The following is a 24,846-nucleotide window of genomic DNA, read 5'->3' as shown; positions in this document are numbered from 1 at the left end:
CCCGTTGATTGACTGAACTGAGAGTTCGATGCCCTGGACGGACCCTGACTGTGCGACAAACACTATTTCGAATCTGGATGGAACGCCCCTGGGCTTTCTGGACCAGTTTTCCAGACCAAACTCCTCAAGTCGGCGTCTGCTGGGTCGTCTTATTTCTGGCGGCAATCTTTGTGATCGTGCACCTCGTTCGCGGTCAGAAGTCGACACTCCTGGAACGCAATACCTGGCTGAGCTGGGTTGCAGCCATCGTTCTGTTGAGCGGTCAACCCGTGCTGGGAATTCTGCCAGAGACACTTCCGGTATTTGGCTACGGAACGATGGTTCTGATCGGATTCGTCACTGCGCTCTGGTTTTCTTGCGTCCGGGCGAAGTCGGTCGGTTTCGATCCTGACATCATCCTCGATGCCGCATTCTGGGTGCTCGGTCTTGGGATTGTAGGGGGCCGGTTGGCATTCTTGATTCAGTACGGTCACTTCGTCTTTGCAAATTCACAAGGCCCCTTCGATCTCATTTTTCGCGCCGTCAATCTCTCAGAAGGAGGTTTGGTGCAAATTGGCGGTCTTGTTGGCGGAACGTTAGGTTTTCTGCTGTTCTGTTATCGACGGAATCTGAACTTCTTCGAATTTGCGGACATCATGACTCCCGCGATTTTTATTGGGATTGGATTCGGGAGAATCGGCTGTTTGTTGAATGGATGCTGCTACGGCGATCCGTGCGATTTGCCATGGGGAATCCAGTTTCCAGCTGAGAGCGTGACGTTCGGAGAACTCGCATCGCGTGGGTTCGTTGACCCGGATGCTGCGACGACGCATCTGATGCACCCCACGCAGATTTATAGCTCGATCAATGGCTTTATCCTCGCCTTCGTGACTGCCAACTACTACTGGTATCGAAAGCACTCCGGTGACGTTTTCGCACTCGGAGCGATTCTGTACGCGATCACACGAACTCAGCTTGAGTTTCTGCGAGCTGATGAACTTGGTCAGTTGGGAACCGGGCTGACAATTTCACAGCTTTACAGCGTCGGGATTCTAGCCTTTGGCGTCATAGTGTTGCTCACAGGACGGATGCGTTCCAAACCTCAGCAAATGACTGCAGTCCCAACGACTTGATTAGCGATGGTTCTTGGCTCAGACCGTCGACGAGTCTGAGACTTCTGTGAGCAAGATTTCTTCTCCCGAAGCTCCGGTTCGATCCCGCTCCTGACGGACATCATCGGCAATTAGCATCCGCTGGAAGAACAACATCATTAACGTGCACAGGTAGCGGCGTCCCATTTCGCGAAGCTTGAGTTTCGTCGAGCCCCAGGTGCGGCCTTCCCAGTGAATCGGGCATTGTTTGATCCTATAGCCCGCAATCAACGCACTGAGAGACATCTCCAGTGTGATGTTGAAGTGGCACGATCGATACGGGCCACATGACTGAATGACTTCCCGCCGATACGCTTTGAACGCATTCGTCAGGTCATTGAACCGGGTCCAGAACATGACGCGAATCGCGGTGTTCACGAATCGGTTGACGATCAACTTGAAACGGGGGTAGTTGTGAACGCTTCCGCCGTCGATGAATCTCGATCCGAAAACGCAGTCGTACTCTTCGTCGATGATCAGACGATAGTAGTTCAGAACATCCTGCGGTCGATCTGACAGATCAGCCATGTAGATGACAACAACATCGCCCTCGGCGTAATTGAGTCCGCAGCGAATCGCTCGACCGAAACCGCACGGAGCTGAGTGTCGAATCAAGCGGATCCCGGGGACCGCTTTCATTCTTTCCTGAACGAGTTCTTCGGTTTGGTCGGTACATCCATCCGCGACGACGATCAGTTCGACATCAAGTCCAGCCCCTGTGATGAGTGCCGACACCAGTTCATCAAGACATCCCTGAATGTTCTGTTCTTCGTTATGTGCCGGGATCACCAGCGAAAGTTGGGGGCGACTATTCAACGGACTCACTTGGGACATAAATGTTTACAAAGCAGTCTTGCGGCGTTGCCTGTGTTCCGATCGTCGAGCTGAGAACAGCGCCATATTCTTTGGGCCACTCATCCTGAACAGCTTCGCCAGCGGCGAGTAGATATCGATAGGGAATCTCTGAGTCTCCGTAAAAGAGTTCACGTTGTTGACACAACAGAGTCTCACGTCCAGAAAGGTAGATGTCAAAGACGTAGCTTGTGTCGGCGAGATAAAGCCCATCTGAGGGCATCTCTTCGAGGACTTCGGAGATGAAGTTCCCCGCATGGAAACGTTGATCGCCCCAATGATTCCAATAGACCCAGGCGGATCGTAGGCCTCCGCCCGGAACGAAAACGACCATCCCAATCGCAATGACAATCGCTGTCGGGAAATATCTGATCCGGTGAGTGCTCGTCGTCAACCACGGTTGCAACGCCAGTCCGATGGTCACGCAGATCCAGAATGTCGGATAAACCCAATACCCCTTGGTCGGATGCATCCCGGCCACTGTCGCTGTCAGATAGAGACTTGAGACCACGATCATCGTAAGCGCGCGGGCATGGGATGCGCGCTGCCTGAGCAAGATCACCAGGCTGATGATCGCACCTCCGCCGAAGAACGCGGTCTGCGAAGAACCGAAGAACTCCCAGATGAGACCAATGTGGTGCCGAAAAGACGGAATCGGATTCAAGAGACGCGATCCAAGACCGGGCCCAGCACGATCAACAACATTCGCAAAGAATTGACTTTGAAACTCCTGCGGAAACTTGATGATCAGCGGCAACCACAACATCAAGACAGCCACTGCTGAGAACGTCAGAAGAGTCGCCCGAAGAAGGCGATCTTTCAGGCTGCCATTCGCGCCGAGCACCCAGACTCCGCACTGTATGCAGAAGACAAGAGCGAACGGATGAAAAAGTCCGCCCAGACCACACAAGGCTCCAGCTGAGACGATTCGCTTCCAACTCCGTTTTCCGGAGTGGGCCCACAACGTCAGCAGTGCCCCCCAACCACAAAGCATGCAGAGCAAGTCTGGCCGAGCCAGTATCGACGTGAACATCAACGGACGGGAAAACGCCAGCAGACTTGCAGCGAGAAGACCCGCGAACCAATTCCCACCAAATTTCCTTGTTGCGAAGTAACAAAGGCCAATCGCGAGACATCCGCCCCACAGCAGCGGCATTCTCGCGGTGGGATAGCCAGCCGAAAGCAGGTAGAAAAACGGTGCTTGAATGTAGAACAGCCCGGGCGGAAGCGCCATCAAACATCGATCGGCGTTCTGATAGAACGTGGCTCGTTTGTCTGTCACCAGATATGGAACACGAGGAACTCCCTCTTTCGCGACAGTCCACCCCGGAACGGCAAAGACCTGTTCATCCTGACCGCCCGGTTGATGAACGACGAGCGGAAGTCGCAGTCCTAAAAAGACAATGACTGGAAGAAGAGGCCACTTCCAGTTTCCTCCTGACGGCGGCTCAATCATCGCCCCCTCGAAATGGTCAGCCAGTCGTTTCGTGTCTCTGCAAAGTCGGCGATCTCAGTCAAAATGTCTTCACGTGTCCACTCGGGTGACCAATCCCATGTTTTCTTCGCGAGGCTGTTATCGAGAACGACCCATGGCAAATCAAAAGGACGTGGATTGGGATCAGTCCCGACGAAATGTTCCCCGAATCGTTGATCGCACCATTGAGTCAGTTGTGCCAGCGACAGCGCACTCTCGACGCCGCCCGAGACATTGACGAGCATCGGCCGATCGCGGTCACCGTCAGACTCAAACTGCTTGACAACGAGTCGAGCTAGATCGAACGGGTGAAGCATATCTCTCACCTGTGCCCCGGTTCCGTCGAATCCGATGTATTTGAGTGGTTGTCGCTGCTGATGTGAGTGAATCCAGAATGCGAAAATCCCCTGCCCCGGATGTCCGAACTGTCCAGCCCCTGCCATCACTCCGCACCGATTGATCCAGACTGGAAAGTCGAACGTCTCTGCGTATTCTTTCGCGAGAACTTCGGAAGCGAGTTTGCTTGCCCCATAAAGTGAAACAGGAGCTTCGGTGGAAAACTCTTCTGATACGCCGAGTTCGCTGAGCCCGGCAGTTTTGATCTCATCGAAGTTCGGAAGATATGCTTCGTCCTGTTTGGTCAGTGGCAACCCGGCAAGCGGCTTGATCGCGTAGACTCGACTCGTGCTGATCATATTGAACTTGGCCGAACGTGACCGACAGAACTCCAGGAGATTCAATGTTCCGATCAAGTTGTGCTGCATCAACTGCAGCGAAGCACCGCCTCCATCCGTTCCAGCCAGCACGCTTGGCATTGCAGAAGCATCGATGACCGCTTCGACATCGGGAATCAATTCCAGATCGTTTCTGTCCCGAATATCACCATGAACGAATTCGACTCCCAGAGACTGAATGCGTGTGCGATTCGTTTCCGCTCCGGCCCGCGACAGATTATCGATACCGATCACAGTCCAATCGGAACGCTCTTGACGAATCCATTCTGCCAGACGGCTGCCGACAAACCCGCAAACACCGGTGATGAGAGTCTTCACGTCCTGGTTCCATTCATTTCGATCGAAGTGTCTTGAGCTGTTTTCCTGAGTGGGAATTCGCGTCGAAGCGATAATTGAGACATCTCATCTTCTCGTCTCAGCAGCTGCTGTCTGGACTCAAGAATTCGAGAGTTTGATCAGGTTCGGGCTGCCGTTTCGTGGGCTCGAATGAGTTCTTCGAGAATCGTTTGTAAATTGAGTGTCATCGACCAGTCGGGATACCGATGAGAAAACTTGCGGGTATCGCTGAGATACCATTGATGATCGCCGCGTCTGGGGGTCTCGTCAAAATCAATGACCATGCGTTCTCCCCTGAGTGACTCGATGATGCTGATTGCTTCCAAAATCGAACAATTGCTAAAACGCCCGCCGCCCGCATTGAAGACTTCTCCCTGCACCGGATCGCGTGCACAACACAAGAGCATGCGGACGAAATCGTGAGCGTGAATATTGTCTCGGACTTGTTTTCCCCGATACCCGAAAATGCGATAGGGAATTCGCTGGACCGCACACTTGGTCAGGTAAGACAAGAATCCATGCAGTTGCGCTCCCGAATGTCCGGGCCCTGTCAGGCATCCCCCGCGGAACGCTGCGGTCTTCATTCCGAAGTAGCGTCCGTATTCCTGAACGAGTAAGTCTGCCGCAGTTTTTGAGCATCCGAACAGCGAGTGAGTCGTTTGGTCAATCGGCATCGATTCATCGATCCCATACTCGAAGAACGGATGGCTCGAATCGAGTTCCCAACGCGTTTCTTCTTCAACGAGAGGCAACTCATTCGGTCGGTCGCCGTAAACTTTGTTCGTCGAAGTAAACAGAAAAGCCGCGTCCGGACACGACGCACGAGTCGCTTCCAAGAGATTGAGCGTCCCAACCGCGTTCACATTAAAGTCTGTGAACGGGTCACTCGCTGCCCAGTCGTGCGAAGGCTGACCGGCAGTGTGAATCACCACGGAGATGTCCGAAGAGTAATCCGAAAAGACTGAGTCTACTTTCTCGCGGTCGCGAATATCGACCGGGTGATGGACGAGTTCTGGGATCTGTTCTTTCAGAACCGACATTTGCGGACTTGTCGAAGAATTCGGCCCGAAGAAGTGAGCGCGTAGATCGTTGTCGATCCCCACGATCTGAAACCCCACTTTCGAAAACTGGCGGCACGCTTCGGCTCCAATGAGCCCCGCCGCTCCAGTGACAACTGCAATCAACCTCAACCGACCTTTCTCTTCAGGTAACTCTGGTTGTTGGAATCGTAGTGGATCAATTGAGCATTGTCATCGTTGCTCTGAGCGGACACTCACTTTGTGAGTTTAGATTGCGCCCACTGCACGGTGACGATGATTTCGAATTCAGCTTCATTCTTCGCGACGTCATCACATCAACCGTTTTTGGTTTTCCGCTCGGATGTGATGTCGAAACCGCTCGACAGTCTCAGCTGGGAATCTCTCGAAAATCTCTTCGATGGCCTGGTTTTCGGCTGCCACTTTTCTGGCGAACTCAGAAGCTGTCGTTCTGGCTTCGAGACGAACGTCCCTCGCTCCCAGCATCGGGACGACGTCCGACTGTTCCATCAATCGCAGCGCAAGTTCAACGTCTTCCATTCCGCTTCGGGAGTCGAGCAACTCATCGAAAATGATCCCATTCTTCACGATTGATTTCAAAAGAGAGAGTTTCCAGACGAGGCAGGTGTTCCTGGGAAACTGGAAGCATGTCTCCTCGCGGTCTTGAAACAATACGTATCCACAACTTGCAGAAGGAGGAGCGGCCGCTGCGCACATCCCGGTAAATTGGACGGAAGTGAGACGAATTTCCGTGGAAATGATCAGAACATACGTCTCACGCGGCGGAACATGTGCGAGGGCAACATTGAGTGCTTTTGACCAACCGTAATCTTGATCTGGAATCGGCAAGCACTTTAGGTTCTCGAAACCAGAAGTCTCTTGCAGGTAAGCTCTAGTGGAGAAGCCGCTTGTCCCGGAAGGGGCTCCGTCTCGATCTGAATTGACGGGGACAATCAGTCCGTTGATCTCGGGCAGACTTCGAAGACTTTCTAGGAGTCCAACGATCTTCGGATTATTGTAGCTGCGACAAATTGCATACATCGTTGGTTGCGACTCGTTGCTCAGAAGCGATTGAAATCCACGACAGAGATTATTGTTCTGGCCCCGGTGCGGAAGTGATCACTCCGAAGTTGTAGGCCAACTCCAGCAGTAGGCGTTCGACGGTGTTGAGTTCCATTCTTTGTTGAATCACTCTCCGAGCCAGCCCCGGAAAGTCAGTGATGATCCCGTCGACTCCTTGCGACATCATCAGAGACATCTGAATCGAATCGTTCACCGTCCAACAGTAAACATCCTTTCCGCGATCGTGAGCACGGTCTACAAATGCATGGCTGATCAAACTCGAATTGACAGCCAGAAAGTCCGCTTCCAGCTTTGTCAAATCTCCGATCGCAGTCGCAGTGAGCAATCCCACCGTCCAATCGGGCCGAAGTTTCTTCATTTTCTTGACCGCGTCCAGCTTCAGGGACATCAGTACAACGCTGTCTGTCATCCCGGTCTCTTCGACGATCTGGACCACCTTTCGCTCCAAGTCCTGATCGTGGCCATAGTATTTCAGTTCTATGTTCACCACGGCATGCCCGGAGCAGACCTCGAGGACTTCTTTGAGAGTTGGAACTCGCTCTTGATCGAAGTCTGAGGAGAAATGACTGCCGATATCGATCTGTGAGAGCTTTTCCAACGTGGCGTCCCAAATCTTCAAATTGACTCGACTGACTTTCATGAAGTCTGAATCATGAAAGACGACGACCTCTCCGTCCGCCGTTTCTTGAACGTCAATTTCTACCTGGTCAGCATTTTCGTCCAATGCCCTTCGCACCGAAGAGAGAGTATTTTCCGGAGCTGATCCAGATGCTCCACGATGAGCAATGATCAAAACATCGTCGACCGGACGGACTCCATCGACCAGCCAAACGCCAATCAACCCAGAGAACAATGCGAGAATCACAACTCCAGAAGCCAGTCGTGGCCAGGTCAATTGCGACCAGAACTTTGACTCAGCTTGCGGAATGTCTTTTACCGAAACAGGTACGGCTTTCTCCTCCGGGAGTGTCTGTCGATAGAAGTCTGTCATCAGCAGTGAGAACAAAATTGACTGAGTCAAACTGATAGCGAGCGATGCCAAGCTGTAGATAATCAGAAGAGCCCCGAGGACGGTGATGAGAATGGTCACGGAACCTGTGAATGGCGGAACGACGCTGCGAGCAATGAAGACCGTGGCTGCCGAAAGGACCATCGACAGCAACAATGAGATTCCGATCCAGGCGACGAAACCAATTCCGATGTTTTTTCGATGCCCCATCGTTCGTTGTTCGCTGACGCGTATCGCACCCCACGGGCCTTCTTTTTCCATCATCAAGATCGGGAGTGCAACGAACCATCCCGCGACTCGGGGAAGGAGTCTCCAACACATGACAGCCAGCACGACTCCAATCATCGAAGCTGCAACAAGAAATTTGGGTGGTCGGTTCTGCAGATAAAAGTTGATATCGACGTCGGTCAACATCAGCCAGAAAATCAGACCTCCCGCGGCGAGAAACGGAACTGCGATCATCAGCACGCGAACTACGATCTGTAGAGTCAGTCGTAGAACATTCGGTGCTTTCAAGAAGCTAATGTGCAGACACGTCAGCAAGTCACCAGTTGTTACCTTTCGTCCAGACATGGCCATCACGATGAAGGTCGCCTGCTCCAAGGCGAGGACGCACAAGAAGACAGCTGCGACAGTGATCATGCCGATCATTCCCAGCGGATGCAGCACGAACGAGACGATATCCATATCGGCGACGGCCGATTGCCCGGAGAATGTGAGGACTGTCCTCAAGACAAGTCCGGGTAAGGGAGCGAGAACGACAAACGAGATCAGCCGAAACAGAACACCGACAACGACCATTCCCCAGCCAGTTTGAGTCCACTCTTTGAAAATGCGGCTGGCGACTGAATTCATCGTTTGCTTTCTGAGCCAAAAAGATGCGGGCGGTCAGAAGGAAGATTGTCGCTTTAGAGTTTAGCAATCAACTGACATCAACCGAAGCCGTTCACTTACCGATCGAGTGTCGCAGAAATCATGGAATCAGAAGAGTCCTCCTCCGATGACTCGGCGCTTCGAGGGTCAAGCTGCGGATCGGTGGAATCATCTGAACGACTGTCGCTTTCCCCGAAGAATGATAGAAGTGCGGGGAGAAAAACAAGATCGCCAAAGAGTGCTGCGGAAATCGTGAGCCCGGCCATGCTGGCGAAAATTCGCTGATCTCGCATATCGCTGAACATGACCGTCGCAAAACCGACAACTAGAACCGCAGTCGTCATGATGAGCGCTGTTCCCGTTCCGATGAACGCGCGTCGAATTGCTTCACGTTCTGATCCTCCTCCCCTGGCCTGAAGCTCAGCGCGTTCTTCTTCGTAACGCGTCAGAAAGTGAATCGTGTCGTCCACTGCGATCCCCAGACAAACCGTAAAGGCGCATACACTGACGATCTCGAGGGTTTGACCTGTCACCACCAGATAGACTCCGGTGACGGCCAGCGGGAAGACATTCGGAATGATCGAAATCAAACCGAGACGAAGCGAACGGTAAGCAAGACTCAAGACGACGAAGATGATGAGGCTGGCACTGCCGAGGCTGTAAACGAGGTCCATCACGATTTGAAAGAGGCTCTCCCAGCGGCGGACCGGTTCGCCACCCAGTCTGACCTCAAATCCGGGATGATCTCGTGTGATCGCTGCGCACTCTTCTCGAACCCGTTCGAACACCGGTGCGTATTTGGCGATTCCCAAATCCTGAACGCGAAACTGAATTCGGGCTGATCTTTTCTCCGGAGAGTAGTAGGAACGCTTCAACGGAGGAGGAAGCAGTTCCAAAAGCGGCATTCGCTCTTCGAAGTCTCCGTCTCCAGGGAGCGCATCAATGAAAGAACGGATGGACAGCGGACTTCCAAGCAGCGGTTCTTCGCGTAACGCGTCATCAACTTCAGTGACCACTTTCAAGACTTCGGCGGAGTCTGATGGAACCTCCGGGTCCCACGTGACTTCGACGAATCCGAGCTCGAGCCCTCCGAATGCTTGATCCATGTGATCAATCGCCCGGGCTGCTTCGGATTTCATCGGCAAACCGGTTGTGCGTCGATCATCGGGGCGAAGCGTCAGAGAGATCGCAGTGAAGGCGAAGGTGATCACAATTCCAAGGATGCCCACGACTCGCGCATGTCCAAGAACGAAATCGATAATCACACTGATTCGGCTCAGATTTCGATCGATGAGCCCCCGCTCATGGCCGTGATGAATCGATCTCCCGAGCCATGTCGAGCAGGCCAGTGGAATTGATGTAATCACCGCGATGAACGTGACGATCACTCCCAGCACGCAAGCCCATCCAAACTCTCGGATCACTTGATGATGAGCCATTGAGAGCGAGCCAAAACCGATCGCTGTGGTCAGAGATGTGAGAAGACAGGCCAGGCCGACTTTCTGGATACCCCGCTTGGCTGCCTCTTTTTCTGACAAGCCCGATGCGCGCTGACGCCGGATTTCGACCATCAAGTGAACACCATCGGTCAGCCCGACCATACTCAACAAAATGGGCAAGACAATGTCGATAAATGGATTGTCTTGCAGTTCAAAATAGCTCACTAGCCCGATCGTCCAGAAGACTCCCAGAGTCGGAGCGATCGCGACGATCATGACAGCCCGGAATCCTCGGAAGAGGATGACCGCCATCAGAAGAACCATCCCGTAGCCGATGATCTGGTACTTGAAACGATTCGCCTCCTGTGAGGTGATGAAGGTCAGGTACATCGGGACAGGTCCCGTGACCAAAACCTCGAAATCATTCGTCGGGAAGTTCTTGAGCGTTGACTTCACCGCTCGACGCAAACCGTCGGTGACAGCTTCGTCACTTTCGACAAAGAACCAATTGAGTTGCACCATCAGGAGAGTCGTTTCACCGTCGCGAGACAGCAACTGCCCCCCGACAAGTGGATGAGCCAGAGCGATTTCTCGGGCCTGTTCGAATTGCCGCTCTGAAGCATGGACTCCCGGAAAGAATGATTCTCGAAGCCCAAAGATATTGAGAGGGGGGACTTCATCGATCCATAGGACGCTTTCGACGTAATCAAGTTCTTCGAGAGCGCTCACACAGGCTTTCAAAGCCTGTGAGCCTTCAACAGTGAAGAACTGGCTGGAATCGATGACCAGAATGACTTCGGAATCGGTGAGACTGACAACCTCAACGTCGGGAGCAGCTTGCCTGGGAGCCGTTTGTTGGGTCGTACTCGTCTCGTTCACCACAGCGGGTGCGGGTTCGAAGAGTTTCCAAACCATATCAGGTGCGACATAACCGAGCGCGGAAACGGCTGTCAGACAGAACAGCAGCGCCCAAACAATTCCTCGCCGGTCGACAGTCCAGCCGAAAGCTTTCTGAAATTTTACTGACACAGCAGGACAATCTATGTGAGTGAGACTGATTTCGCAGTGCAAGCGAACTCAGAGCGTGAGGATGTTATTCGAGTCAGCTTTTAGAAGGATTAGCGGCGTCGAAACTCGGCATCTGCCCGGTGTCGAACTTCGGTCGGATCAATGAATCCATCGCGATTGCGATCCAGTTCGCGGAACCCGTATCGATCCATGGCGATCGGCAATTCGGAGCGCACGATCTTGCCATCTTTGTTTCGGTCGAATCGTCCGAAGAATTGGTCAACAAACTTGGTGGCTTGTTCCTCACGTTCTGATTCAGAAACGGAAACAACGGAATCAGCCGAAGTATTTCGATAGCGGACGTTTTGATCTCTGGGGATCGCCACTGTGAAGAAGGCTAGAGCCATTTCTTCCCAGGTTTGATCACCCCAGGTGACGTACTGTTCCGGGTCCGGATTGACGGGGTTCTTTTCGGAATTGTCAAAGACGGATCGGAACTCAATCCCCTTCAATTCAGCCAGCGGCAAGGGTTCGACAAATTGATAGAAGTGCTGCCAGTTGAAATCGTAATGCGGCACGTCGAGGACTGTGTCTCGCTCTCCATCCCGAACGACGTCAACGGAGAACGCTTTGCCACGAACATGCATGTGCGGAGCGATTCCGATCAGCTTCCCTGAATCGGGAAGGTAGGTCACATCTCCATCAACAGCGAAAGATGACACGTTCGGAGGGATTTCAAAGTCTCTGTTGATCCCAATCAATGTCGCAACTTCATGGGTCACGTCTTCATCATTCGCCAAGAGAAGGGCGAGCTGAGATAGATCCTCTTCCTGAGCTCCTGTGGGCGTGTAGTGCATCTGGAAAACGAAACGTGATCCCGCCGGAACGAAGATGCCGTAGTTCTCTGGAAGATCAACGGGCAACTGGCCGGGAACGAATCCGGTTAGCCAGCGAACTCTTCGAAAGTCCTCTCCGTCGGGTGGACGAATAAAAACGAGACAGTGATGTACGACTGAACGATTGCCGGGCACAACTTGAGCACCGACGATCCACTGGTCTTCTTCAAATTGTGGATCGACAACGAAATACTGATACTCGACGGTCCCTTCAGCTGGCACGTTAAAGGGTCTCGAATGCATATCCAAGACGAGATCAGGTTCTCGCTTCAGTTGCCACTTTTCAGCGGGTGGAACTGGCGGCGGAAGGTCTTTTTCGTCACCGAATGGCATTCCCCCTCGGACCCACTCCCGCAGTTGTTCAATTTCATCTTGCGGCATTGAGCGGGCGTTCAGGAATTCTCCGTGATCCGGATTGGCGTGCCAAGGTGGCATGCGTTTCTGATCGATCACCTCCAGAAGCATTTCTCCCCAACCCTGAACTTCTTCAAAGTCAGTGAGAGCGAACGGTCCGATTTCTCCTTCGCGATGGCATTCAACACAGCGGTTTTGGAGGATTCGTGAGATTTCCTTCGCATACGTCAGCGACGTAGATTCTTCAGCATCTCGAATACGTCCGATCAGACAACCCACCGGTTCTGTGCGAGCCACAGCGATCTTTTGACCTGACATCAGCTGCTCAATCGCGACCTTCAAGTCTTCTCGTTCAGGTTCTGACCGGCTCAGACCCGGCTGATACTGATCATCAATTCTCCCCTGGTAGCGGATGACTCCCAGCGAATCGACAACGAAAACTTCCGGTGTTCGAGTTGCTCCGAAGAGGTCGGCAGCGGTTCCAAGTCGATCCTTCAAAACTGGAAACTCAATTCCTGTTCGATTCAAGTAGATGCGTAGATCTTCGATCGAGTCTTGAGAGTTGCTGTTGATCCCGATGAAGCGAACACCTTTCGACTTCCACTTCTCAGAAAGTGCGTCGAGTCTCGGTCCGTAAAGTCTGGCCAACGGACACTCACTCCCGAGAAAGCAGACGACTGAGACTGAATCAGATTCTTCGCCCAACACGGAAACGAGTTTCCCATTCACTCCTGGGAGAGAGAGGTCATGCAGTGACGCGGACGGCGGTTCTTCCGCCCAGAGTGCCTGAGACAGCATTATCACCAGTAGAAAGCTTCCGGAGTGCCGTGCCATACTCTGAAGTCCTTTAACTCGTTGCATCCTGAACAATTTGCGATCCCATCAGATTGAGATTGTATACACGACCGTCAAACTTTCGCAAATTTCACGGTGATCAAGCAGGAAGTCTTCGAATCGAGACGCTTGGAGGCAGAAACACTGCGCAAATCATTCGATTTCTCAGTGTTTCGCGGTGGGACGAAATGCAGGTCAGCCTCTGGTAATACTCATCAAACTGATGGGATACGTGATGCCTTTGAGCCAAAACACGACACAGAAAACGCCTGATTGACAAATTATTCACAAAAAAACTCGAAGAACGAGGTTGAATTTCCGATCCTCAGATCTAGAATTCGGCACACCAAGTGAAGGCCTCTGGCCCGCTGCCTTCATTTGGAGAGTCCCACCTTGATTTGGCCCGAATCGGTGGGACTCACTTTTTTTCTACCTACTGCTTGGTCTGTACCGCTTCGTCAGACCCACGATCAATTCCGGATTTATCTTCTCACCGGAAGATGCCTCTCAAATTTTAACGCTCTGCTCTTTCGCATTTTGAGCAATCTTCTTCTCCGCTGAAGTGATCATTCCGATGACCGAAGATCACCATTTTTCGAGGTCGTGTCGAAGCAGAGAGGAAATGAAGATACTCTAGCTGTCCACAGAGTTTCTGAATGATCAACTCGATCAAATTCAAATACTCAAACTCCATCCTCTCGAAAGCCTGCGACACAATGAAAACAGAACTCTTCGCCCGAGGAAATTTGAAGGGCCGACTCCTGCCACTGCTGGGCATCTTCCTCTCTATCAGTTCATTTCATGCAGCCGCGGATGAAACTGCCCCAGCTATCAACCAAGAGCGTCTGAATCGAATCGATCGAATCGTGGACGAAGGGCTGCAACGTGATCAGTTTCCGGGTTGTGTCGTGTTGATCCAGTTCAAGGGCAAGACAGTCTTTGAGAAAGCTTATGGGAATCTACAGATCGAACCGGAAGTCATTCCGATGCAGGTCGACACGGTTTTCGATCTGGCATCTCTGACGAAACCAATCGCGACCGCTTCGAGTATTCATCTTCTCGCGCAGCGAGGCGACATTGACGTTCACGAAACCGCGCATCACTACCTTCCCGATTTTCAGGGGAGCGGAAAAGAAACGATCACAATCGAACAGCTACTGACACACACGAGTGGACTCATCCCGGACAATGCTCTCTCTGACTATCAATCTGGTCGAGATGAGGCTTACGAGAAGATCAACCAACTGTCGCTCTCTGCTCAACCGGGAGAGAAATTCATGTACAGCGATGTTGGCTTCATCGTCCTCGGTCGAATCGTGGAAAAGGTCTCGGGCCAGCGACTCGATGAGTTCTGCCAAGCCGAAATTTTCGGGCCACTCAAGATGTCCGAGACAGGCTATCTGCCAGCTCCGGCACTTCGAGAACGAGCGGCGACAACACAGAAACGCGGCGATCACTGGATGCGTGGTGAAGTCCATGATCCGCGTGCGTACGAAATGGATGGCGTCGCTGGACATGCTGGTCTCTTCTCGACAGCTCAGGATCTCTCAAGATTCGCAGCCATGATTCTCAATGATGGCGAACTCGAAGATGTTCAACTCTTCACACCAGCTTCGATTCAACACATGACGAACAGTGTTGATGTCCCGCGCGGGGTTCGTTCGCTCGGATGGGATAAGCAATCTCCCTACTCATCCAACAAAGGAGATCTGCTCAGCGATTCGGCAATTGGACATGGAGGTTTCACAGGAACGGGAATCTGGATCGATCCCGACCTCGAGCTTGCAGTCATCTTTCTAAGCAACCGCGTTCATCCTGACGGCTCCGGTTCGGTCAACAACCTCATCGGTCGAATCTCAACGGTCGCAGCAGCTGCGCTGCCTGATAAAGTCGACTGACTCGTTCCGTTTCGATCTTGTTGACTCAACGCGGCGTCTTGAACGTCAGAGGCTTTGTTGTCATAGTCGCCGATTTCTAATCAGGCGAAAGACCAGCGGGTCATGACTGAACAACAATTCGACCTCATTATCATTGGGGGTGGTGGCGTCGGCAGCAGTGCCGCCTATTTTGCCGCTCTGAAGAAACTGAACGTTCTTGTCATCGAACAGTTTCCGAGAGGACATGAACGCGGAAGTTCCCATGGTGAAACCCGCGTCATCCGAACGGCCTATCACGAGCATCCCGAATACGTCCCGCTGGCTCAAAATGCCTATAAGCTGTGGCAGCGGATTGAAGATCGTTCCGGAAGAACTTTGCTCTCCGCTTGTGGGTTAATGCTGGCTGGGCTGCCCAATGCCGAGACTATAGAAGGGGCGCGAGCCGCTTCGAATCTTCATGGAATCGAATTGGAAGATGTTCCTGCCGAAGAGTTTCAGGATCGTTTTCCGGGATTCGTTCTGCCTGAGGACTACGAAGTCGTCTACGAGCCGACCGCCGGATTTCTCGATGTGGAAGAATGTGTCGAGGCTTTCATCGAACTCGCTCAAAGCAAGGGCGTTCAATTCAAATGGGAGTCTCCAGTCACCCACTGGGAATCCGACGGAGAGTCTGCCAAGGTTTTTGTCGGAGAAAAAACCTTTCACGCGAAAAGCGTTGTGATTGCTTCGGGGGCCTGGAGCAATCAACTCTTAAATGAAACGCCGGGATTCCCGTCGCTGGAAGTCCTTCGAAAGTTCATGGTCTGGTTTCCAGTACGGACCGATTCTTATGACCTGAGCATGGGGAGTTCTATCTTTCACTACACCATGCCCTACGGCGAGTTTTACGGCTTCCCGTCATTGGATGGCGAGACCGTGAAAGTGTGTGAGCACACTGGCGGTCAACACGTTAGCGATCCATCTGACGACGCTCCTGAAATCACGGAGTCTGAACTCGCCCCACTGGAACGATTTCTGGGCGAAATCATGCCTGATCTCGAACCACAAAGTGAAAGCTTCAGCCCCTGCCTCTATACATTGACGCCTGATCGACACTTCATCGTTGACGAACATCCTCAACATAAGAATGTCTTTTTTGCGGCGGGGCTGAGCGGTCATGGTTTCAAATTCGTCAACGTGATCGGCAAGGCTCTCGCTGACCTGGTTGATTCTCGCGAAACAGATCAACCAATTTCCTTCCTGTCTCTGAAGCGATTCACTGAAACAAATCTCTGATGTGCACGAGCAGACGGTGACTTCCCAATGTCGAGTGCCGAACAACTGCGTCGCTTGTCGAACGGATTCACTCTCTTGCATAATGCGTTGATACAACGACTTGCTGCTGCAACAGTTCTAAAGGGCACAACGACTTCCCTCAGACATCACGATCGACCGAAAGAACGTTACCCCCATGAGTCTTCACTCGATTTCCAAATTTGTTTTGTGTTCCACTCTGACTCTGATCATTGCTGGATCAGGACAAAGCCTGTTCGGACAAGAATCAAGCATCAATCCGGGCATCAACGATTCTTTCGATACGCCGGATGTTAAAGACTTCGTCGAACGATTCGAGAAAGAGGGCCGCGAGGTCTACGACCATCGCCAGAGAATCATCGAGGAAGCCAACATCACAGCTGGCGAAACAATTGCAGACGTTGGAGCAGGAACCGGACTCTTCACACATTTGCTCGCTGAAAAGACAGGGCCAACCGGAACGGTCATCGCTGTCGACATCGCTAAAGAGTTCGTTGACCACACCGTCTCCTCAGCGCGAACTGCCGGCCTGAATCAGGTTCGTGGGCAGGTCTGTAAACCCGACTCGGTCGAGTTGCAGCCAAACTCTATCGACGTCGCTTTCATCTGCGATACCTACCATCACTTTGAGTTTCCGTACAAGACGATGCGATCGATCTATCGGGCATTGAAACCGGAAGGAAGAGTCGTTCTGGTCGAGTTTCACCGCGAAGAGGGTGAAAGCTCTGACTGGATCATGAACCATGTCCGGGCTGGGCAGGATGTTTTTGTGGCAGAGATCGAAAACGCAGGCTTCGAAGTCGAGTCCGAAGTGGATTTCCTTGACACCTCGTACTTCATGACGTTTCGCAAATCTGAGAAGACGAATGACGTCGGTCAAACCACAGACTCACTGGCGACAGTCAAAAGCCTTCTTGATAGCAAAACCGCCATTCTCCTCGACGTCCGTGAACAAAGAGAGTGGGATGCTGGTCACCTCAGCCAGGCCCAGCTGTTCCCGTTGAGTGATTTGCAGACACGAGAACTACGCGGGACCGTCGAAGAACTCGACCTCCCCAAAGACCAGATCATCTACACACATTGTGCGCGGGGGATTCGCTCTGTCTCTGCAGCGCATCTATTGAGAAATCTTGGCTACGACGCTCGGGGACTCAAACAGGGATTCGTCGAGCTGAACAAGAATGGCTTTGAAGCAGCCGAGTGAGAACTTGGAGACTGACGACAATCAATTCGTCACATGGAGCGCTGATTGCAACTGTGGCTTTTATTTCCGCATACCAAATTACGTTGTATTAGTTAATTAGATTCATCGACAACAAGGAATTTCACGTGCTCAAGATCCTTCCACTTGCGCTGATTGCGATTGTCATTGGAGTAGCTGCCACGGAGTATCAAAGTCCATTTGAAATTCCGAAAGAGCTACAACTCGATGCGAATGCGATGACCACAGAACAGTCGGCGCAGCTTGAAACGGTCAAGAATGAGAACGCTCGCAAACATCATGCGATCATGGGGGGAATTATTGGGGCGGTATTCGCCGGGTGTCTTGCTCTCGGCGGCAGCCTATTGGCGAAGCGAGGAATTCCCGTTGCCACGCTCTCAGGATTCATCCTGGGAGGAGTTGGCGGAGCGGTCGGAGGATATGCGTCGACCTACCTGCTGCATTATTTTCGCGTCCACGAACAAGACCAATTCATCGAAGCGATTTCGATTCATGGAGCATTCTTCGTGCCCGTCGCGATCGCCCTTGCACTCGCGCTGATTATCTCCCGGGCGATGTCGATCACTTCGGCAATCTCTTTGGTAATCGTTGCAGCGATTGGAGCGGGGATGTATCCGTTATTGGCTGCCATTATCTTTCCACTTCTTCAGTCGGACAAATTCCCTCCAGACGGATCTGCGAACCGTGCGCTTTGGCTGGCACTTCCAATTCTATTCACTGCTGGGGTGATGATTCGTCAGCAGCCAAAAACAAATACTTCGGATTCTGCGAAGGTTGAGGATCAAAAAGTTCCTGCAACTGAGCCTGAATCCGACGACGACGACGGGCCAGGAGATGAGTCGTAACGTTTTACTTCAGAACCGGGCGAGCCCGTCCGGTTCATATTCTCTTTGAGTGCGGTCTGATTGCTGGGTCTTCTTCTGTTTGTTGATTTCCGCTCATTTCTTCAACGAGGCCAATCATGCCAAGCTATCAAGTCAGTCGTTCGATCCAGATTAAAGCTCCACCCGACGAGGTGTACGACAAGGTCGTTGACTATTCGAACTGGACGATTTGGTCTCCGTGGCTGTGTGCTGAGCCGAGTGCGAGAGTCACCGTCTCTGATGACTCGAAAAGTGTTGGCTCGACATATGCCTGGAGTGGCGAGATTGTGGGGGCTGGTGAACTCGAACACCTCAACCTTGAACCGGGAGAACTGATCGAAGACGAGATTCGATTCATCAAACCTTTCAAGTCGGTCTCCGAAGTTCGGTTTCTGCTGACTCCCGTTCAGGAAGGCACTGAAGTCACGTGGCAAATGCTGGGCAACCTGCCATGGTTCCTGTTCTGGATGAAGTCGAGTTTAGAGTTGTACATTGGGATGGATTATGAGCGGGGCCTGATGATGCTCAAAGAGTGGATCGAGACAGGCACCGTCGAATCGCAAACGAACATTCGCGGAATTGAGTCCGTTGGGCCACTCACCATGTTTGGTATCCGAAACAAGTGCTCATTCAGTGATGTCGGGCCGTCAATGGAAGAGGCGATTTCCGAATCGAAACAGCGTCTTGAGGAAAGCAGCATTCCAATCGTCAGCGGTCCGCTGTCCGTCTACCATGAAATGGACATGAAACGACGCACTTTCGACTACACCAGCGGATTTGTGGTTTCCAACTCCGCGAGACTCCCGGAAGGGATGTCCAATTGGGTACTTCCTCCCTGCAAAGCATTGGCGGTTGAACATCAGGGTGCCTATCGACATCTCGGAAACGCGTGGAGTGCGGCACATCAGTTTGCGCGTTATAAAAAGCTCAAACAAAACAAATGCGGCGGCTATGAGATTTACTTGAATGATCCGTGCAACACAGACTCTTCTGAACTTCGCACAGACATCTATTTGCCACTTAAGTGATCAGAGCTTGAATTGCACTTTGAGATAAAGACCCGGACATGATTGATACCGTGTTGCTTGTCTGTACGTGGGTCGCAGCTGGTATTTCGACCTTCCTCGGAGTTGCCTATCTGATCACAGTTCGCCGGAGCAACCTTTCTATACATGCCCGCCCGATCCAACTGGCAGAGGAACAACTTGGACCTGTCAGTGTTATCGTGCCTGCTCGCGATGAAGAACTCGACTTGGCGAAAGGGCTTGATTCCATCCTCGCTCAGAAGAATGTGGCTTTAGAAGTGATTGTTATTAACGATCACTCTTCTGATCGAACCGGAGAGATTGCGGACGAGTATGCTGCCAAAGATGATCGCGTGACCGTGATTCACGATCCACCACTCGCAAAGGGTTGGCTCGGGAAAGCGAATGCGATGGAACAGGGCCGGCTCGTTGCCAGTCACGACTGGATCGTCCTGACTGATGCGGATGTTGTTCATTCACCGGAGTGTTTCGCAACCGCGATTCAGTCAGCACAAGCTGAGCAACTCGACATGCTCAGCCTCGGCCCGCGGTTTGATTTTCACTCATTCTGGGAAAACGTGCTGCTGCCTCATGCGCTGATCGCAGGTGTTGTGCACTTTCTCTTTCAGAATGTGAATAGCGACTCATCTCCACATGCAGCTGGTGCGGGTGCATTCATTTTGGCACGGAAGAAAACTCTCGAAGAGATTGGAGCAATGGACTGCATCAAGGCAGAAATGCTCGACGATGTCTCCATTGCAAATCGGGTACGCCAGAACGGACTGCGAGTTCGGTTATGGCTCGCCCCGGAACTTTTGCATGTTCGGCTCTTCAAAAGCAATCACCATGCATTTTGGGGGCTGACGAAAAACATTCTGGGCGTGATGCCACGCGCCTGGATGGCACTCTTTGCGATGTGGCTTCCAATCTTTATGTATTGGATTCCCATCGCTACAGCGATCGTTGGGATCGTTGAGCAAAGTCCGCTCATGATCGCTTCCGGTCTGGCGACTTACATCATTCAGGCTCTGCTGCTGATTCCCGCAACACAACTCTGCACGCTGCGAGTTGCGAAAGCATTGTGCTTCCCGCTCTCTGCGTTTCCAGTGATCTGTACATTCTCGGCAGCTCTCATTCATCGCTGGAGAAGAAACGCAGTTCACTGGCGAGGCAGAACGATCGAGCTTTCGAATTCGTAGCTCAAAGCGTGACGCGAAGAATATTTGGAACCGGATTAGGCTCTGGGACGCCCGAGTGACCGCAAAGCAGCTTTGTAAGCGTTCCGAAATCCGCTCTTGGTCGACTCCAGAATTAATTGACAAGAGGGACAGACTCGAAACTGCTTCGTGACCGGATGGCTACAGCGAGGACATGGACGCTCCGCGGGATTCTCTGGCTTCGTGGCCATTGGCGGAGTTGATCGAACCGGTTCGGACTTTGTTTCAGGAGTTTCCAACTCGAGTTCGTTCAAAAGGCGAAGAGCCCCCGTTTCACTCATTGATTTCTGCTGCGGACGCGGGACTCTGACCGGGATACCGCAAGCGGGACAGTTGATCACCAGCCCGCTCTTCTGATGGCTTGCCCGCAGATTGTGGCCATTCTTACAGCGAAAGCGGTGAGCTGAATCAGGATTCTCCATCGAACAGATCTCCATGCGTGTCCTTCGACGCTCACCATCTGTTTTCACACTTCTGAGAAAACGAGAGAACCGAGCATCGGCGAATGACTGAGTGAGGCCTGTCTCTCTGGGGATTGCAATTGCAGCAAGCAGCAAACTCACTGACAACGCGGACTCATGGAGAAGTCTTCGTCTCAATCGGGGGGAATACTCATAAAACCCCGAAACGAAGAATGTGACCGCGACAATTTCGAAAAATGCGTTTTTTCTCTGAGCCGTCGAGAATCAGATCTTGCGATGCGATCCGCTCGCTTGTCATCCGTCGTTCTGTCCGAGATCCGAAACCTCATCACCAACATGCGGCAAATAGAGATGAAATCGAATCGAAATCAATCGGAACGCGACGATGACTGCAATCGCCACTGGGGCAGCGAAAGTCTCCAGCGATGCAACGGAACGCATCAGGATATAGATCCAACTTCCCACGAACGAACAAGTCGCGAACAACGGAGCTGGCCGAAACAAGCTGGGAACACGGTTGCAAATGACGTCTCCCATCACACCCCCAAACGTCCCGGTGACAACTCCGAGCAATGATGCAATGAACCATGACGTTCCGTAATCGATCGCAGCACTCGTTCCGACGACGCTGAACAACCCGAGTCCCAAAGCATCGGGAATACTGAGATACCGCTCCAGGTGAACGGGAACGGTCTTCAGAACGGAGCTTATTAAAGCAATCACGAAGACAATGATCGGATAATATTCCTCTCGAATCCAAAACAATGGATGTCGATCGAGAAAGAGATCGCGGAGTGTCCCGCCGCCAAATGCAACAACGAACGCAAGGCAGAACACGCCCACGAAATCCATGTGATGACGACGGGCCAGCAGAACTCCGTAAAACGCACTGGAAACGACGGCAAGTAATTCGACGACTCGATACATTGACTCACTTTAAAGACGTTACTGTCGGGCTTCCAACTCGGCAGGACAAGGTGGTATCGGATTGAAGCTCATCACTGCGTGCTACTTGCGTCCGAGGCTTTCTCTTCGCCAGCGAAGAAATTGACGATTTTTTCATTGCTCTTCGCATAGTCACGCAAGCCATCGACCGAAGTCGGAAGCCTCATGACGTCGACATCCAGCTGCAAGACTTTGACCTCTGACGATCCCTTCGTGATGAGAAACAACGTGCCTTGATCAGTATGAAGTAAGTGGTCTTCGATCATCACTGAGGCAGTGCGTCCGTCTTTAGTTTCGCAGCGAATCGGGATTTCGTCACCCTGAAGCGAGAAAACACCTTCGGAAACCGCTGAGTCCTTGTCCGCACTACTCCGCATGGAACTGCCTGATGCATCAGCGCACCAGAAGACGACCTTCAGCGGTTCCGGAGCGCCCATTCGAAGTGTGACAGCTTCGACGGTCGCTTTAGAAATACCCGGAACAGGGTCCTCAGAGACAATCGTCCAGGAAGCGCTACTCGAACGTACTCCTCTTTCTCCATGCGCTGGTCGGCAACTCAGCGACAGACAAATCACCACGACAACAACAAGCAGAGAATTGACTTTCGACGCCATCGACATGTCCTTCAGGCAGACAGAGTTGACGAACTGACTTCAAATGACAAACTCATCATGATCGAAATTGCTTCAAACGTGAATCAATCCGACTCAATTCGAAGGATGCCCCGGAAGCATGAAATGGGACACAATTGCCAAGTGTACCATTTCCAATCACGACAGCGATCGCCGGCGACTTGCTTCCACAGACAACGAACAATACGGACCGAGTGATGAAGTTACGGATACTCGTGGTCATTCTGGGATCGGTTTTCTGCACCGCCCTCACTAGCCTCGCACAAGATGATGCCCCCAACCAATTCGCAACGGATGCCGAAATTGAAGCGGTGAAATCTGCTCCGTCCGACGTTGAGGTTCAACCGGCGGTCACCGATCAGATGATTGAAGAGCGGCTGGAGAATATTCTGCGAGCGACCGATTGGTTTCTTCGTCCGGAAGTCGACGTGAAGGAAGGTGTGGCTTTTCTGAACGGAGAAGCAGAGACTGAAGAACATCGAAAGTGGGCGGGTGATCTGGCACGCAACACTCAGGACGTTGTGGCTGTCGTCAACAAAATTCACGTCAGCCATAAAAGCATCTGGGATTTCACTCCTGCCTGGATTGAGATTCAGAGAATGGGACGGGAAGCAATTCAAGCAACTCCCCTGCTTCTCTTGGGCTTACTCCTGTTCGGGCTGACCTGGGTCTTCGCAACGATGTCGATGCGGATCGCTTTTGCGCTCTTCGAGAACCGACTCCCGAGCCCACTTCTGCGACATGTGATCTCTCGAGCGGTGGCAATTCCAGTCTTTCTTTTTGGAATCTATCTGATCCTCAGAATCTCCGGGCTGACGCAAATCGCCATGACAGTGCTCGGCGGAACGGGTTTGATCGGTATCGTGATCGGAATTGCGTTTCGCGACATCGCGGAGAATTTTCTCGCAAGCATTCTGATCAGCATTCAACGCCCGTTCTCGCTGGGCGATCTGATCCTGGTGGGCGGTCACGAAGGAGTCGTGCAGCGAGTCACCACTCGAGGCACTTTGCTGATGACATTGGACGGCAATCACGTTCAGATTCCGAATGCCACGATTTACAAAAACGTTATCAAGAATTTCACTGCCAATCCGAAACGGCGATTCGACTTTCTGGTTGGGATCGACTATCTCGATTCTGCCTCGAAAGCACAGGAAGTCATTCAGCAGATGCTGGAAGGACACGAAGCGATTCTCAACGATCCAGAACCAATGGTGCTGGTGGAAGAGCTTGGCACATCGACCGTGAACCTTCGCGTTTACGCCTGGATTGATGGCAGCCAATACAGTGCGGCTAAGGTTCGCTCGTCGGTCATTCGCCTGACCAAGCGGGCGATTTCTGATGCTGGATTAACGATGCCGGACGAAGCGAGAGAAGTAATCTTTCCGAAGGGAATTCCGATCACAATGATTGACGATCAGCGTCAAACAAGACATCCGGTCGAACAGAAGTCTTCAAAACCGCTGCCTTCTGTTGAACCGGAAACCGTGCAGAATGAATCTGAAGGTGGCTTCAGCAGCGAAATCGAGGAAATCGAGAAGCAGGCGCAAGAATCGTCGCCGCCTGAAAAGGGAGCGAACTTGCTTGACACCGAAGAGAAACAGTAGCTGCCAGCGCCTTTTCATTGCTTCGGTACGACAGTCTGAAACTGAAAAGAGCCCGTCGACAATTGCCGTCGGGCTCTTTGATCGATTCTGATCATTCACTGCAGCGAATTACTCGACTGATGATCCTTTGAATCCAGCGTCAGTCAGTGCAGCGGTCGCAACATCTGATGAGACATCGCCATCGAATTTGACGACAACGCGACGATCGTTGATCACACCTTCTTGTTCCTGTGGAACGAGTTCGACGAGGCTCACACCATCGATTCCTTCGAGTGTCTCTTTCACTTTCGGATAGCAAGCGAACGGACAGTGCATCTCAGGCACTGCCAACGTCACTTCGTCTCCTGATGTGAAAGCGGCCAGATCAGTAGCGGTCGCGGTTTCTGTCATCGATTCAGTTGCAGCTGGAGCGTCGCTCGCAGCTTGTTGATCTGAATTCGTACAACCAGCGACAGTCGTCGCGACAGCGACGGCAACAGACAGCATCATCCACTTTGGCATGTTCATATACTCCAATTTTGTCAGTGAAAACTTGTTGATCGTTGAAGAACAATCGGCAACTGCACTCGCTGACAACTTTTCGCGAGTTGAATGCAATCGCCTGATTGCTGAAAGTAATCTACCCGAATCAACGACCATGATCTGTGTATTGGCTCACAAAGTCGATCTGTGAATCATAGATTG

At 52.1% G+C, this 24,846-nt stretch carries 20 protein-coding genes; 8 read left to right on the top strand and 12 right to left on the bottom strand.

Features of this window, described 5'->3' with window-relative positions; translation table 11 throughout:
• Nucleotides 1-50 precede the first annotated feature (50 nt).
• On the top strand, nt 51-1,112 hold the full coding sequence (locus tag AB1L42_RS18495; RefSeq protein ID WP_367059464.1) for a prolipoprotein diacylglyceryl transferase: 1,062 nt from the start codon (nt 51-53) through the stop codon (nt 1,110-1,112).
• Nucleotides 1,113-1,130: 18 nt separating this feature from the next.
• Here AB1L42_RS18495 and AB1L42_RS18490 read toward each other — a convergent pair whose 3' ends face one another.
• From AB1L42_RS18490 to AB1L42_RS18455, 8 genes are all read right to left on the bottom strand, one after another.
• A complete protein-coding gene (locus AB1L42_RS18490; RefSeq protein ID WP_367059461.1) occupies nt 1,131-1,964 on the bottom strand; it encodes a glycosyltransferase family 2 protein in 834 nt (277 codons plus the stop codon).
• Nucleotides 1,939-3,438, bottom strand: a complete 1,500-nt coding sequence (locus AB1L42_RS18485) for a glycosyltransferase family 39 protein (RefSeq protein ID WP_367059458.1) — start codon at nt 3,436-3,438, stop codon at nt 1,939-1,941. The genes AB1L42_RS18490 and AB1L42_RS18485 overlap by 26 nt, the downstream gene beginning before the upstream one ends.
• A complete protein-coding gene (locus AB1L42_RS18480; RefSeq protein WP_367059455.1) occupies nt 3,435-4,508 on the bottom strand; it encodes an NAD-dependent epimerase/dehydratase family protein in 1,074 nt (357 codons plus the stop codon). The genes AB1L42_RS18485 and AB1L42_RS18480 overlap by 4 nt, the downstream gene beginning before the upstream one ends.
• A 137-nt stretch (nt 4,509-4,645) precedes the next feature.
• Nucleotides 4,646-5,716: an NAD-dependent epimerase/dehydratase family protein gene (locus AB1L42_RS18475; RefSeq protein ID WP_367059452.1), complete on the bottom strand. Its 1,071-nt coding sequence runs from the start codon at nt 5,714-5,716 to the stop codon at nt 4,646-4,648.
• A 159-nt stretch (nt 5,717-5,875) separates the two neighbouring features.
• Nucleotides 5,876-6,604 (bottom strand): hypothetical protein, encoded by a 729-nt coding sequence (locus tag AB1L42_RS18470; RefSeq protein WP_367059449.1) that lies wholly within the window; start codon nt 6,602-6,604, stop codon nt 5,876-5,878.
• Between the two features lie 49 nt (nt 6,605-6,653).
• Nucleotides 6,654-8,510 carry a glycerophosphodiester phosphodiesterase gene (locus AB1L42_RS18465; protein WP_367059445.1) on the bottom strand — a complete coding sequence of 619 codons (1,857 nt, stop codon included), beginning with the start codon at nt 8,508-8,510 and terminating at the stop codon, nt 6,654-6,656.
• Nucleotides 8,511-8,605: 95 nt separating this feature from the next.
• Nucleotides 8,606-10,996, bottom strand: a complete 2,391-nt coding sequence (locus AB1L42_RS18460; RefSeq protein ID WP_367059442.1) for an efflux RND transporter permease subunit — start codon at nt 10,994-10,996, stop codon at nt 8,606-8,608.
• Nucleotides 10,997-11,085: 89 nt separating this feature from the next.
• Nucleotides 11,086-13,059: a redoxin domain-containing protein gene (locus AB1L42_RS18455; protein ID WP_367059439.1), complete on the bottom strand. Its 1,974-nt coding sequence runs from the start codon at nt 13,057-13,059 to the stop codon at nt 11,086-11,088.
• A gap of 656 nt (nt 13,060-13,715) precedes the next feature.
• On the opposite strand from AB1L42_RS18455, the gene AB1L42_RS18450 reads away from it, so the two are divergent.
• The 6 genes from AB1L42_RS18450 (at nt 13,716) to AB1L42_RS18425 (ending at nt 20,538) form a co-directional block, all read left to right on the top strand.
• Entirely contained in the window at nt 13,716-14,957 is a 1,242-nt protein-coding gene (locus AB1L42_RS18450) for a serine hydrolase domain-containing protein (RefSeq protein WP_367059436.1), read from the top strand.
• A 102-nt stretch (nt 14,958-15,059) separates the two neighbouring features.
• Complete coding sequence (gene solA / locus AB1L42_RS18445; RefSeq protein WP_367059433.1) at nt 15,060-16,211, top strand: N-methyl-L-tryptophan oxidase; 1,152 nt, start codon at nt 15,060-15,062, stop codon at nt 16,209-16,211.
• A 175-nt stretch (nt 16,212-16,386) separates the two neighbouring features.
• Nucleotides 16,387-17,433: a methyltransferase domain-containing protein gene (locus AB1L42_RS18440; protein WP_367059430.1), complete on the top strand. Its 1,047-nt coding sequence runs from the start codon at nt 16,387-16,389 to the stop codon at nt 17,431-17,433.
• A gap of 125 nt (nt 17,434-17,558) precedes the next feature.
• Nucleotides 17,559-18,296 (top strand): hypothetical protein, encoded by a 738-nt coding sequence (locus tag AB1L42_RS18435; RefSeq protein WP_367059427.1) that lies wholly within the window; start codon nt 17,559-17,561, stop codon nt 18,294-18,296.
• A gap of 116 nt (nt 18,297-18,412) precedes the next feature.
• A complete protein-coding gene (locus AB1L42_RS18430) occupies nt 18,413-19,342 on the top strand; it encodes a GyrI-like domain-containing protein (protein WP_367059424.1) in 930 nt (309 codons plus the stop codon).
• A gap of 38 nt (nt 19,343-19,380) precedes the next feature.
• On the top strand, nt 19,381-20,538 hold the full coding sequence (locus tag AB1L42_RS18425; protein ID WP_367059421.1) for a glycosyltransferase family 2 protein: 1,158 nt from the start codon (nt 19,381-19,383) through the stop codon (nt 20,536-20,538).
• A 35-nt stretch (nt 20,539-20,573) separates the two neighbouring features.
• Here the strand turns inward: AB1L42_RS18425 and AB1L42_RS18420 are convergent, their stop codons facing one another.
• The 3 genes from AB1L42_RS18420 to AB1L42_RS18410 all read right to left on the bottom strand — a co-directional run bounded on the left by AB1L42_RS18420 (nt 20,574) and on the right by AB1L42_RS18410 (nt 22,537).
• Nucleotides 20,574-20,978 (bottom strand): hypothetical protein, encoded by a 405-nt coding sequence (locus AB1L42_RS18420; protein WP_367059418.1) that lies wholly within the window; start codon nt 20,976-20,978, stop codon nt 20,574-20,576.
• Nucleotides 20,979-21,272: 294 nt separating this feature from the next.
• A complete protein-coding gene (locus AB1L42_RS18415; RefSeq protein WP_367059415.1) occupies nt 21,273-21,905 on the bottom strand; it encodes a trimeric intracellular cation channel family protein in 633 nt (210 codons plus the stop codon).
• 71 nt (nt 21,906-21,976) lie between these two features.
• A complete protein-coding gene (locus tag AB1L42_RS18410) occupies nt 21,977-22,537 on the bottom strand; it encodes a hypothetical protein (RefSeq protein ID WP_367059412.1) in 561 nt (186 codons plus the stop codon).
• A 215-nt stretch (nt 22,538-22,752) separates the two neighbouring features.
• Between AB1L42_RS18410 and AB1L42_RS18405 the strand changes: the two genes are divergently transcribed.
• Nucleotides 22,753-24,162: a mechanosensitive ion channel family protein gene (locus tag AB1L42_RS18405; protein WP_367059409.1), complete on the top strand. Its 1,410-nt coding sequence runs from the start codon at nt 22,753-22,755 to the stop codon at nt 24,160-24,162.
• A 108-nt stretch (nt 24,163-24,270) separates the two neighbouring features.
• Here the strand turns inward: AB1L42_RS18405 and AB1L42_RS18400 are convergent, their stop codons facing one another.
• Nucleotides 24,271-24,663, bottom strand: coding sequence for a heavy-metal-associated domain-containing protein (locus AB1L42_RS18400; protein WP_367059406.1), 393 nt, complete (start codon nt 24,661-24,663; stop codon nt 24,271-24,273).
• Nucleotides 24,664-24,846: the final 183 nt, after the last annotated feature.

It is taken from the genome of Thalassoglobus sp. JC818 (assembly GCF_040717535.1).
Taxonomy (GTDB): Bacteria; Planctomycetota; Planctomycetia; order Planctomycetales; family Planctomycetaceae; genus Thalassoglobus.
The sequence above is the reverse complement of the archived record's forward strand: the minus strand, read 5'-3'. Positions and strand labels throughout refer to the sequence as shown.